10 protein-coding genes are annotated in these 11611 nt (G+C 69.9%); all 10 read right to left on the reverse strand.

Annotated elements, in window-relative coordinates:
• Positions 1 to 75: 75 nt before the first annotated feature.
• The gene (locus AC6LJ5_RS10655; RefSeq protein WP_392410067.1) at positions 76 to 1227 is read right to left on the reverse strand and encodes an ABC transporter substrate-binding protein; all 1152 of its coding nucleotides are present in this window, start codon (positions 1225 to 1227) and stop codon (positions 76 to 78) included.
• Between the two features lie 186 nt (positions 1228 to 1413).
• Positions 1414 to 2142 (reverse strand): SDR family NAD(P)-dependent oxidoreductase, encoded by a 729-nt coding sequence (locus tag AC6LJ5_RS10660; protein ID WP_103272636.1) that lies wholly within the window; start codon positions 2140 to 2142, stop codon positions 1414 to 1416.
• A 163-nt stretch (positions 2143 to 2305) separates the two neighbouring features.
• A complete protein-coding gene (locus AC6LJ5_RS10665; protein WP_498140442.1) occupies positions 2306 to 3085 on the reverse strand; it encodes a cyclase family protein in 780 nt (259 codons plus the stop codon).
• Between the two features lie 70 nt (positions 3086 to 3155).
• Positions 3156 to 4397: an SDR family NAD(P)-dependent oxidoreductase gene (locus tag AC6LJ5_RS10670; protein WP_498140443.1), complete on the reverse strand. Its 1242-nt coding sequence runs from the start codon at positions 4395 to 4397 to the stop codon at positions 3156 to 3158.
• Complete coding sequence (locus tag AC6LJ5_RS10675) at positions 4394 to 5563, reverse strand: thiolase family protein (protein ID WP_498140444.1); 1170 nt, start codon at positions 5561 to 5563, stop codon at positions 4394 to 4396. The genes AC6LJ5_RS10670 and AC6LJ5_RS10675 overlap by 4 nt, the downstream gene beginning before the upstream one ends.
• Entirely contained in the window at positions 5560 to 7212 is a 1653-nt protein-coding gene (locus tag AC6LJ5_RS10680; protein ID WP_498140445.1) for an AMP-binding protein, read from the reverse strand. The genes AC6LJ5_RS10675 and AC6LJ5_RS10680 overlap by 4 nt, the downstream gene beginning before the upstream one ends.
• Before the next feature lie 9 nt (positions 7213 to 7221).
• Positions 7222 to 7713, reverse strand: a complete 492-nt coding sequence (locus AC6LJ5_RS10685; RefSeq protein ID WP_103272641.1) for an aromatic-ring-hydroxylating dioxygenase subunit beta — start codon at positions 7711 to 7713, stop codon at positions 7222 to 7224.
• Positions 7714 to 9030 (reverse strand): aromatic ring-hydroxylating dioxygenase subunit alpha, encoded by a 1317-nt coding sequence (locus AC6LJ5_RS10690; RefSeq protein WP_392410061.1) that lies wholly within the window; start codon positions 9028 to 9030, stop codon positions 7714 to 7716. It lies immediately after the preceding gene.
• 40 nt (positions 9031 to 9070) lie between these two features.
• Positions 9071 to 10048 carry a PDR/VanB family oxidoreductase gene (locus AC6LJ5_RS10695; protein WP_392410060.1) on the reverse strand — a complete coding sequence of 326 codons (978 nt, stop codon included), beginning with the start codon at positions 10046 to 10048 and terminating at the stop codon, positions 9071 to 9073.
• Positions 10049 to 10082: 34 nt separating this feature from the next.
• The gene (locus tag AC6LJ5_RS10700; protein ID WP_498140447.1) at positions 10083 to 11594 is read right to left on the reverse strand and encodes an indolepyruvate oxidoreductase subunit beta family protein; all 1512 of its coding nucleotides are present in this window, start codon (positions 11592 to 11594) and stop codon (positions 10083 to 10085) included.
• Positions 11595 to 11611: the final 17 nt, after the last annotated feature.

Consider the following 11611-nt stretch of genomic DNA (forward strand, 5'->3'; position numbering starts at 1 on the left):
GGATGCCACGGAGCCGGCTTTGCCGGTCCGTCGGCATGCCCCCTGGGGGGAAGCGCGTGAGCGCTTCGGGGGGGCCTACTTCACCAGCGTCCAGTTACCGTCCTTCACGGTGATCAGCTCGCGGCCGCGATCATCGAAACCGCTGTGGTCAGCGGCCGTCATGTTGTAGACGCCCTGCGTGCCCACCAGCTCCTTGGTCTGCTCCAGCGCGTCGCGCAGCGCGTTACGGAACTCCTTGGTGCCCGGCTTGCCGGCCTTCTCGGCCTGCGGGATGGCCTTCTCCAGCAGCAGGCCGGCGTCGTAGACGTTGGCGCCGAAGGTGGCGGGCTTGGAGCCGTTGAGCTTCTCGTAGGCGGCGATGTAGTCGGCCGCGACCTTCTTGGACGGATTGCTGTCGGGCATTTCCGGCAGCACCAGCATCAGGCTGGCGGCCAGGATCGTGCCTTCCACCTTCTTGCCGCCCAGCTTCAGGAAGTCCGGCAGCGCCGCGCCGTGGGTCTGGTAGAACTTGCCCTTGTAGCCCTGGTCGAACAGCGTCGTCTGCGGCAGCACGCTGGCCGCGCCGGGGGCGGCCACCAGCACCGCGTCGGGCTTGGCTGCCAGGATCTTCAGCGCCTGGCCGGTGACCGAGCTGTCGAAGCGCAGGTAGCGTTCGTTGGCGGTGATCTTGATGCCCTTCTCGGCGGCCAGCGCCGAGAACACCTTGTGCCAGTTTTCGCCATAGGGATCGTTCAGGCCGATGAAGCCGACGGTCTTGATGCCGGTCTTGGCCATGTGGTCGACCAGCGCGCGCGCGATGATGTCGTCGTTCTGCGTGGTCTTGAAGACCCACTTCTTCTGTTCATTCATCGGCAGCACCACGGCCGCCGTGCCCACCGGCGCCAGCATCGGCACGCCGGCCTCGGCGGCGAACTGGATCACGCCCATGGCGTTGGGCGAGCCCGAGGGGCCGATCAGCGCGTCCACGTTCTGCTCGGAGATCAGCTTCTTGAAGGCGGTGACCGAGTTGGTGGAATCGCTGGCGTCGTCCAGCGAGATGTATTCCACCGTCAGGTCGCCAATCTTCTTGGGCAGCAGCGGCACGGTGTTCTTCTGGGGGATGCCGACCAGGGCGGTGGGGCCGGTCGACGAGGACACGACGCCGACCTTGACCTGCGCCAGCGCGGGCAGGGAGAACAGCGCTGCGGCGGCGAGGGCGGCGGCCAGGGGGAGCTTCTTCGACAGCATGGCAAAACCTCCGGAGTGGGAGCAGAGTTTGTTGCGGCTGACCGTTGGGGACAGCCGGTGTTGCGGAGACTGCGGCGGGTGGCGCAGCGCCGGCGGCGGGCCGCCGGAGGACGAACGGCAAGGCAATGCACTGTAGACGCGGCGCATGCGCTTACCTATCCGTCAAAACCCGTAGCGCAACGAGCCTCAGATCGTGATCGAACTGACGCTGGCGCCGCCGCAGACGTACAGCGTCTGTCCGGTGATGAAACTGTTGGCCGGATCGGAAAAGAACATGACCGCGCGTGCCACGTCGTCCGAGCGGCCCAGGCGCTTGACCGGAATGCCGTTGGCGATCTGCTTCTCGCGCTCGCTGCCGGCCTCGATCACGTCGTAGAACATGTCGGTCTGGATGGGGCCGGGCGCGACCACGTTGACGGTGATGCCATGCGGCGCCAGCTCCAGCGCCCAGGTGCGCGCCATGCCGATCATGCCGGCCTTGGTGGCGGAATAGGCGGTGCGGGTGGGCAGGCCCAGCGCGCCGCGCGAGGACATCATCACGATGCGGCCGAAACCGCGTTCGCGCATGCCGGGCAGGGCGGCCTGCACCAGGCTGATGGCCGCGCCCAGGTGGATCTGCGTCAGTCCGTGCAGTTCCTGTTGCGTGACGTCGGGCAGCAGGTTGGGCCAGATCACGCCGGCGTTGTGGATCACGTGGCTGACCGGATGGCGCGCCACCGCCTCGGCGGCGGCCTGGGCCGTGGCCTGCTCGTCCAGCAGGTCCACCTGCATGTGGGTCAGGCGCGGATGGCTCATCTCGCCCGCGCGCCGCGCCATGGAAATCACGTCATAGCCGGCGTCCAGCATGGCGCGGCAGATCTCGGCGCCGATCCCGGCGCTGCCGCCGGTGACGATGGCTGCTTGAGGTTGGTTCATGGCGTTGTTCCTGCCTGTCATGTCGGTTGTTGATCGCGCTGTGTGTTGGCAGCGAGTTCATTCAGTCTTGAGACGCTGCGAGCGGGGGCGCGCGGAGCCGGCTTTGCCGGTCCGCAGCGCCGCCCCCTGGAGGGGGAAGCGCCGCAGGCGCTTCGGGGGTGGGTCATGCCACCATGGCCAGGACGCGCAATGGGCTGCCCGAGCCGCTGCGGATCTTCAGCGGCGCCGAGAAAATCACGGCGCCCGTGGGCGGCAGCTGGTCCAGGTTGGTCAGGCATTGCAGGCCGTAGCGGTTGTTGCCGTGCATGTAGTAGTGGCAGGGGTACGGCGGATCCAGGTGCTGGGCCTGCCCCGCGTCCGTGCCGACCGATTCGGTGCCGAAGCCGTGCACGTCGCGCTCCTTGATCAGCCAGGGCACCACGTCCGCGTCCGGGCCGGGCGAATGCGCGCCGTCTTCCTTCATGTTCAGGTACTCGGCCGGCTTGGCGCGCTTGGACCAGTCGGTGCGCATCAGCACCCAGGAGAGCGCCGGGATGCGGCCATGCTTCGCTTCCCACTGCTTGACGAAATCGATCGTCAGCAGGAAGTCGGGGTTGTCGCGCGCCTCGGCCGAACAGTCGATCACGCAGGCGCTGGCGATGAAGGCCTCCACCGGAATCGTGTCGACCGTGTTGTCGGGCTGGTCCTTGCCGGTGATCCAGTGCGCCGGCGCGTCGAAGTGCGTGCCGGTGTGCTCGGAGCAGGAGAAGTTGTTCCAGTACCAGGCCGGGCCGCGCTCGTCGTAGCGCGAGATCTCCTCGATGCGGAACGGCCAGGCCTGGCCGAATTCCGGCGGCAGCACGATGGTGGGGAATTCCGGCGTCAGCGTCTCGGTCAGGTCCACCAGCCGGATGCGGCCGGAGACCAGTTCGGTCATGAATTGGGCGAGGATGTTCTGGCTCATGCTGCGTCTCCTTGTTGGTTGCTGCTCGGTCCCGCGCGGGGCGCGAGGCGTTTAGGGGCGTGGCCGGGCGTCAGGCGCCCAGCTCGCGCTCCAGTCCCTTGGGGTTCTCGGCCATGCGGGCGCGGAATTCCTGCGCCACGTCGCCCACGTACACGTCTTCCACGCCGTCGCGCAGGGCCTTGACGATGGCGGCGGCGACGGTGGCCGGGGCCACGCGCGGTGGCGGGGTGCGCTGTTCCCACTCATGGTCCAGCGGACCGGGAAACACGTTCAGCACGCGCACGCCGGCGCCGCGCATCTCGGCGCGCAGGCACTGGGCCAGCGACAGCGCGGCCGCCTTCGAGGCGGACCACATGCCGCGCGCGGGCAGGTTCATGTGGGCGTAGATGGACAGCACGTTGACCCAGGCGGCGGCGCTGTTGACGCCGTCGGCGGCGCGCGCGCACAGGCCGGGGCCGAAGGCCTGCGCCAGGCGCATCATGCCCAGCACGTTCACGTCCAGCGCGTCGCGCGCGGTGTTGACGTCCTTGCGCTGCATCAGCCCGCCTTCGCGCTCCAGGTCGGCGGTGTTGACCAGGATCTCGACCTTGCCGCCGATGGAGGCCGCCGCGCGGTCCACCGAGTCGGTGTCGGTCACGTCCAGCGCCAGCGTCTGCACCCGGCCGTCGGTCGCGAGCGCGTCGTAGGCCGGGTCGCGGCGCCAGGTCTGCGGGTCGCCCAGGAACACCATCGGGCAGCCGGCGTCCAGCAGCGCGCGCGCCACCGCCAGGCCGACCGCCGACTTGCCGTCGGTGATCAGGGCGCGGCGGAACTTGGGGTCGCAGGAGGTTTCGCGCAGGGTCTTGTCGTCTTCCATGTTCGGCGTGTTCCTTTCTGGCAGGGCGATCATCACGGCCTGGCCGCTGCGGTCGAGCTTGAGCGCCAGCCGCACCGGCGCGCCGTCGGCGCAATCCTGGTGCACGTGCGCCACCACCGAGGGGCCGGCGCTCATGCGCACCGTGCCCACGCGCCAGGGCAGGCGCTCACGGAAATACAGGTCGTTGCTGTGGTGCAGCGTGGTGCTGACCAGCAGCGTGCCGGACGGATCCACCGCGCGCCAGGACAGTTGTTCGGACAGGCAGCCGCCGCAGACTTCGCGCGGCGGATACTGGACCGCGCCGCAATCGGCGCAGACCTGCAATTCGAAGCGGCCCTCGGCCGCGGCGGCGGTCAGGCCCAGCGCGGCGCGGCTGCGCCAGCCGGGCGGCAGCGTGGGCTGGCGCGTGCGCGCGACCGGGTCTTTCTTGGGAGGCTTGGCCAGGGGCTGGGTCATGCGTCGCTCCGCGCCAGGATGGCCGCGGCGGTGCACAGCCCGCGGTCGTAGTTGATCATGCCGAAACCGCTCACCATGCCGACGCGGGCGTCGGCCACCTGGGTGCCGCCGGCCGTGCCGGTCAGCTGGCGCAGCGCTTCGGTCAGGCCCAGGTAGCCGCCGGCGGCGCCGGCCTGGCCGACGGACAGCTGGCCGCCGTTGGTGTTGAACGGGAAGCTGCCGTCGATGGTGAAGCCGTGGCGGCGCACGAATTCCGGTCCCTCGTTCTTGGCGCAGAAGCCCAGGTCTTCCATCTGCATCAGGTTGATGACCGGGTAATCGTCATAGGCCTGCAGGAAGTCCATGTCGGCGGGCGCGCAGCCGGCCATGCCGTACAGCTCGTCCACGTCCATGGCCCAGCCGCCGCGCGTCTGGATCGGGTCGTCGATCCAGGCGTTGTGGCGCTCGATGGTGGACAGGATGCGCGCATGGGGCAGCTTGAGCGCCCGCGCGCGCGATTCGCTCATCACCAGGAAGGCGTCGGCGCCGGCGCAGGGCATGACGCAGTCGAACAGGTGGATGGGATCGGTGATGACGCGCGCGCCCAGGTACTGTTCCAGCGTCAGCGGCTTCTTCATCAGCGCGTGCGGGTAGCGCAGCGCGTTGTCGCGCTGGGCCACGCAGAGCTTGCCGAAGTCCTCGCGGGTGGCGCCGGACTCGCGCATATAGTGCGCGGTCAGCAGCGCGAAGCTGGCGTTCGGGCCGCCGGCGCCGTAGGGATACACGGCGTCCTGGGCGAAGCGCGAGAACTGGCTGACGGTGTTGCGGAACGAGTCCACGTGATTGGTGTCGCCCGCGATGCAGGCCACGATCTCGGCGTCGCCGGCCTGCACGGCGCGCGCGGCGCGCCGCAGCGCGGCCACGCCGCTGGCGCCGCCCATGGGAATGTGGTCCAGCCAGCGCGGGCTCATGCCCAGGTGCTGGATCAGGCCCACGGCGCTGTCGGGCGCCAGCGTGAAGCTGGACACGCACAGCCCGTCCACGTCGGTCTTGGCCAGGCCGGCCTGGCGGATCAGCGCGCCGAGGGCGCGGCCCAGCCACCAGTGCGCGGCATGCGTGCTGTAGCGTTCGTAGGGAATGGTGACGGGCAGCGCCGCTACCACGCCGTCATAGCCGAGGCGGCTCATCGCGCGGCTCCGGCGTGGGCTTTCTCGGGGCTTTTCTTCTTCATCGCGCAGGTGTCCACGCAGTGCGCGGTGCCGGGCAGCGTGGGCGCCAGCGCCTTCATTTCGCCGCGCTGGATCTTGTTGGTGGTGGTCAGCGGCAGGCTGTCGACGAAGGCCACGTAGCCGGGCGCCTTGTAGTAGGCCAGCTGCTCCAGGCTCCATTGCACGATGGCGCGGGCGGCTTCCTGCCGGTCCGCGTCGGTAGCGAGCGGATCGGCCGGCACCACGCAGGCCAGCACTTCGTCGCCGCGCACCGCGTCCGGCACGGCGGCCACGGCCACGGCCTTGACCAGCGGGTGCTGCATCAGCACGCTTTCGACTTCCACGGCCGAGATGTTCTCGCCGCTGCGGCGGATCACGTTCTTCTTGCGGTCGACGAAGCGCAGCGCGCCGTCGGCCTCGCGGCGCACGATGTCGCCGGTGTGGAACCAGCCGCCTTCCCAGGCCTCGTCCGTCGCGGCGGCGTCCTTCAGGTAGCCGGCGAAGAAACCGTAGCGCGGATCGTCGCCGGCGTGGCGCACCAGCAGCTCGCCGGGTTCGCCCGTGGCGGCCTCGACGCCCGCGTCGGTGACGATGCGTACCTGCACGTCGTCTTCCTCGGCGCCGAAGCAGCTGCTGCCGATGTGGCGCGGCTCCTTGTTGGCGATGATGACGGCGCCCGCGCCGGTCTCGGTCATGGCCCATGCTTCCAGCAGCGGGAAACCGAAGCGCGCCTCGAAGGGCGCGTGCAGCTTGCGGTCCACGCCCGCGCCGAAGCCGAAGCGGATGCCCGGCTGCGGGTCCTTGGGCGAGGGCTCGGCCTTCATCAGGATGGCGGGCATCACGCCCAGGTAGTGCAGCACCGTGGCGCGCGAGTCGCGCACGCTGTCCCACCAGCTGCGCGGGTGGAAGCGGTCCAGCGGGATCAGGCAACCGCCCGTCAGCACCATGGCCATGGCGGAATAGGCCATGGCGTTCATGTGCACCAGCGGCAGCGGGGTCAGCATGCGTTCCTGGCCGGGGCGCAGCGCGGCCAGGCCGCCTATGCGCGCGTACCAGCCGCCGGCGTGCAGGAAATAGCGGTTGGGCAGGATGCAGCCCTTGGGCCGGCCGGTGGTGCCGGACGTGTACAGCAGCGCGCATTCGCTCAACTCGCCCGGCTCGCTGCCGGCCAGCGGCGCGGCAAAGGGCGCGGCGGGCGGCGCGTCGTCAGGACCCATCACGCGCAGCTCGCGGCCGGCGCGCGCGGCGGCGGCCTGCAAGTCAGCGTGGCGGCCGGGCAGGGCCACGGCCAGCGCGATTTCGGAGTGGCCGGTCAGGTATTCGAGTTCGGCGGCGCGCAGGTCGGGATTGATGGGCACCACCGACACGCCCAGCGCGTTGAGCGCGAACCAGTGCAGGAAGAAGGCGGGGCGGTTTTCAAGCAGCAGGCCGGCGCGGTGGCCGTGGCCGTAGCCGGCGCGCGCATAGGCGGCGCGCAGCGTCTCGATGGCCTCGGCGGCCGCGCCATAGGCCAGCTCGCCGGCGGCGATGCCGTAGGCCTCGGCCGTTTCGGGCAGGATGCACAGGAAAGGCTGGGCGCCGTGGCGGGCCGCGCTGTCGCGGAAGGCTTGATGGACTGTCGCGCTCACGACCGGCTCCTACATGAACAATTGGATGTTGCCGAAGGCGGCGTCGCAGTTCACCAGGTCGACGCGTTTCAGGCGGATGCGCAGCGCGCCGTCCTGCTCGACCAGGTGATGCGTGGTCCAGCCGGCATACAGGGTCTGCGCGTCCTGGCGCGTCTCGACGTAGTGGAAGGCGGTGCGCACCACGTGGCGGCCTTCGGCCGGCGCGGATTCGGGATGGCCGTGCTCGACGGTTGGCGCCTGCAGCAGATGGTGGCAGCGGCTCTTGGGTTGCTGCGAGAAGGTGCGCTGGCCGGCCAGCCGCTCGACGCGCACGCGCAGCAGCAGCTTGTCCTCATACATCAGCGAGGCGTGCAGCTTGGCGTCGGTCTGGCCGTGGGCCAGCGGCATCCAGTAATGGCCGTCCTCGGTGTACAGGTCCAGCCAGTCCTCGAAGCGCAGCTCATCGAGCATGCGCGCCTCGGCGTAGACGAAATCGATCAGTTCGCGGTCGCTGACGGCCATTCAAGCCTCCTGTCCGGTCATGTAGCGGCCCCATGCGCGGTACTGGTTGCGCATCTGCCATTCGTTGGTGCCGTTGGTGACGACGTTTTTTCGACCCAGTTCGTCGGGCGAGTAGAGGCGGCCGACGTTGACCCATTCGCGGGCGCGCGATTGCAGCCCGTCCTGGGCGCGCTCGTACATTTCCAGGTCATCGTGTCCGACCACGGAGGTGGGCGCGTTGATGAGCCGGTTGTACATCAGCGTGCGTTCCAGCAGCAGGTCGGGCGCGCCGACGAGGCGGAAGGTCCAGGATTCGACCAGCGTGCGGTCGGCGGCGATGGGCTTGAAGACGCGCAGCGTCTGGATCGGGCCCTTCACCATGATGTTGGGGAAATAGACGGTGTTGTGGCGCACATCGCCCAGGATCTGCTTGGCGCGTTCCTCGCCATAGGCCGCCGTCATGGCTTCCCAGTAGCCGGGCACGCCGGAGTAGGCGGCGTGGATCGAGTCGGCCACGCCGGTGTGGCCGTGGCCGTTTTCCCATACGCGGATGCCCATGTTCTCGAAGAACTCATAGGGCGAGATGAAGGGCGCGAACAGCTCCACCGCCATGGGCTTGGGCGTGCCGGCGGGCGCCTGCTCCCAGACCTTGACGGCGGTGCCGGCCGAGGACTCGTGCGCGACCATGGGGTGACAGGTGTCCGTCTGGTTGTCGACCAGCATCTTCCAGTTGCAGCGGTGCATGTAGCGCATCACGCCGCCGGCGACCTCCAGTCGGCCCTCGGGCGAGCGGTCGGCCATGTTGTCCAGCGTGGTCAGCGATTCGCCGAAGAAGTCCTCGAAGGACTGACCCTCGGGATTCAGGCGGCAGAACACGAAGCCTCGGTGGTTGCGCACGTCCTTGACGGCGGCCATGCCCTGGCTGGCCTCGCACTGATCCAGGCCGGTGTTCTCGTAGCCTTTCTTCAGCGGGATGGACAGCAGGCTGCCGTCGGTCTTGAAGGTCCAGGCGTGATAGGGGCAGCGGAAGAACTTGCCGGTATTGCCGCAGGCCTCGCCGGCCACCATGGTGCCCTTGTGCGGGCAGCGGTTGTGCAGCACCCGCACCGAGCGGTCGCCGTGGCGCACCATGACCACGGGCTGATTGCCGACGGTGGTGGTGATGTAGTCGCCGGGATTGGGCACCTGGCTGTCGTGGCCGACATAGACCCAGGTGTTGGCATACAGCCGTTCCATCTCCAGTTCGAACAGCTCCTGGTCGATGAACAGGTCACGGTGCACCTCGGTCTCGCGCAGCAGGGCGCGGATGGCGTCGGGGTTGTCGCGGTATTTGGCCATGTCGGTTCGCTTCCTTGGTTGGGGCGGCGGCTGGGTGTTCCTAGAGATCCAGCACCAGGCGCGCGGACTTGGCGCGCGAGATGCAGATCTGGATGATCTTGCCGCTGGCCTTCTCGGTGTCCGAGAGGTAGTAGTCGCGGTGGTCGGGCTCGCCTTCCAGCACGGTGGCCTGGCAGACGCCGCACTCGCCGCGCTTGCAGTCGTACATGGGATCGCAGCCTTCCTCTTCCATGACGTCGACGATGGTCTTGTCGGCGGGAATGGTCAGCACGCGGCCGGACTGGCGCAGCTCGACCTCGAAGGGCTGGTCGCCCGCCTGCGGCGCGGCCGTGGCGAACAGCTCGAAATGCACGTGGGCGTCGGGCCAGTGGCGGGCCTTGGCGCCGGCGATGACGGCGTCGATCAGCCCCTTGGGGCCGCAGACGTACAGGTGCTGGCGCGGCGAGGCGGCGTCCAGCAGCGCCTGCAGGTCGAAGCGGCTGGCGGGATCGTCGTCGCCGTGCAGCGACAGGCTGTCGCCGGCCAGCGCCTGCAGCTCGGGCACGAAGGCCAGCTGGTCCTTGCTGCGGCCGCAGTAATGCAGGTGGAAGGCGCGGCCGGCGGCCCGCAGCGCGGCGGCCATCGAGGCCACCGGCGTGATGCCGATGCCGCCGGCGATCAGCAGCACCGGATCGTCGCCGGCCGGCGCTTCGTGCAGCGGAAAGTCGTTGCGCGGGCCCTCGGCGGCCAGCGTGTCGCCCTCGACCAGCGCGTGCATGTGGCGCGAGCCGCCCTGGCTGTCTTCCTCCAGGCGCACGCCCAGGCGGTATTCGCCGGGCGCGGCGAAACAGCCGGCGTCCGGCGTCAGCTGCACCAGCGAATAGCTGCGCGGCTCGCGCAGGCCGGGGACGGAGATCTTCAGGTGCGCGCCCGGACCGAAGGCGGGCAGCGCGCCGCCGTCCTCGCGCGCCAGGCGGAAGGAACGGATCAGCGGCGATTCCTGCCGGACTTCGCGGACGATGAGTTTCAGGGTTTGCACGGCGCTTGCCTCTTGCGTGATTCGTCGGGGAGTCTCAGGCCGCCAGCTGGTCGGCCAGCTGGCGTTCCATGGGGCCGCATTTCTCGTTGGCCAGGGCCGTTTCGCGCAGCGCGCGCAGGCTGGCGGCCGCGTCGGGGCGGCCGGCCAGTTTCTCGGCGGCCGCGAGCAGCTGGCGGTATTTGCCGCCGCCGCGCACGTGGGTGTCGCTGTAGCCCTTCACCAGGCGACGGCAGTTGACCGTTTCCACGGCCAGCGCATAGTCCCGCGGCGCGAGCCGCGCGACCAGATCCAGCCATTGCTCCAGGCCGGCCTTCTCGATCTGGTGGCGCAGCGTGGCGCGGCGGAAGCGTCGCATGCCGGCCAGCGCGTACAGCATCAGGAAGCCGCCCAGCGTGCCGCTGCGCATGCGGCGGCCCTTGCCCAGGCGGCGCTCGACGAAGCCGCCGAAGGCCTTGGAGTTTTCCAGCCAGCGGCCCAGCCCGGCGGGCAGGGTGCCGCAGATTTCCTCCAGGCGCGGGTGCATGAATTCGGTGGTGTAGACCAGCTGGTCCGGGCGCGCGCCGACTTCCTGGCGCACGCGTTCGAAGCGCGTGGCGCGGGTCTTCAGGTCGGCCACGCGGATCACGTCGTCGTAGGCCATGGCCGTGGCCAGGTAGCGGGCGGCGGCGCAGGTCAGTTCCCATTGCCGCGCCTCGCCGCCGTGGCGCGCGTCCAGGTCGCGCAGCGCCTTCATGCGCTCCAGGTATTCGCGGGCATAGGCCAGGTCCTGGAACTCGAGCTGACGGCGCACGCCGGCCGTCAGCATGGGCTGGGCACAGGCGGGGAAGTCGCGCCGGATCATGTCCAGCAGCGGCTGGGTGCGCGCGTTGGCGGCCTGTTCCGGCGCGGCCGGCACGGGACGCGACAGGTCGATGGGCGCGGGCTGCTCGGGTGCCTGGGCGGCGGCGTCGAAGCCCAGCGCGAAGGCGCGCAGGCTGGCGTCCACGCCCAGGCCGGCGCGGCGCACGGTGGCCTCGAAATCATCGCGCGAGAAGGGCAAGGCGCCGCTGCCGGCGACCGCGCCGAACAGGCTGGCGCTGATGACGCTGCCGGCGCGGTCGGCCAGGTCCTGCAGGTCGAAGCACATGAAGCGCTTGGCGGCGGCGCGGCCGGCCTCCAGCACCTTGTTCGGATCGGCGATGCCGTTGCCGGGCGCGGATTTCTCGCTGACCGCGTAGCTGCGGTGCGAGGACGTGATCAGCACGCTGCGGTCGGGCGTGACCAGGCCGCGCTGGATGGCGCGGCCGCCTTCCATCAGTTCGGCCGCCACCACCAGGTCCACGTCGCCCGGCGTGGGCATCAGCGCCAGCGCGGGCGCGCGGCCGGCGCGTTCGACGTCGGCCTCGGGCAGCAGTTCCAGGTAATAGATGGTGGCGCCGGTGCGCTGGGCCACGCCCGGCACCGAGGTGGTCTGCGCCCACCAGCCGGCGTGCTCGGCCATGTCGACGATCCAGTCGGCGAGCACGCCGCCGCCCTGGCCACGCAGGACCAGGACGGCGATCTTGATCGGCGAGGCGGCGCGCG

Source organism: Achromobacter sp. 1011791174, assembly GCF_059760925.1.

Excerpts from the sequence above, each read along its gene's own strand:
- AC6LJ5_RS10670 (WP_498140443.1), bottom strand. The coding sequence starts at position 4,397 with ATGACCCAGCCCCTGGCCAAGCCTCCCAAGAAAGACCCGGTCGCGCGC.
- AC6LJ5_RS10660 (WP_103272636.1), bottom strand. The coding sequence starts at position 2,142 with ATGAACCAACCTCAAGCAGCCATCGTCACCGGCGGCAGCGCCGGGATC.
- AC6LJ5_RS10665 (WP_498140442.1), bottom strand. The coding sequence starts at position 3,085 with ATGAGCCAGAACATCCTCGCCCAATTCATGACCGAACTGGTCTCCGGC.
- AC6LJ5_RS10655 (WP_392410067.1), bottom strand. The coding sequence starts at position 1,227 with ATGCTGTCGAAGAAGCTCCCCCTGGCCGCCGCCCTCGCCGCCGCAGCG.
- AC6LJ5_RS10690 (WP_392410061.1), bottom strand. The coding sequence starts at position 9,030 with ATGGCCAAATACCGCGACAACCCCGACGCCATCCGCGCCCTGCTGCGC.
- AC6LJ5_RS10685 (WP_103272641.1), bottom strand. The coding sequence starts at position 7,713 with ATGGCCGTCAGCGACCGCGAACTGATCGATTTCGTCTACGCCGAGGCG.
- AC6LJ5_RS10675 (WP_498140444.1), bottom strand. The coding sequence starts at position 5,563 with ATGAGCCGCCTCGGCTATGACGGCGTGGTAGCGGCGCTGCCCGTCACC.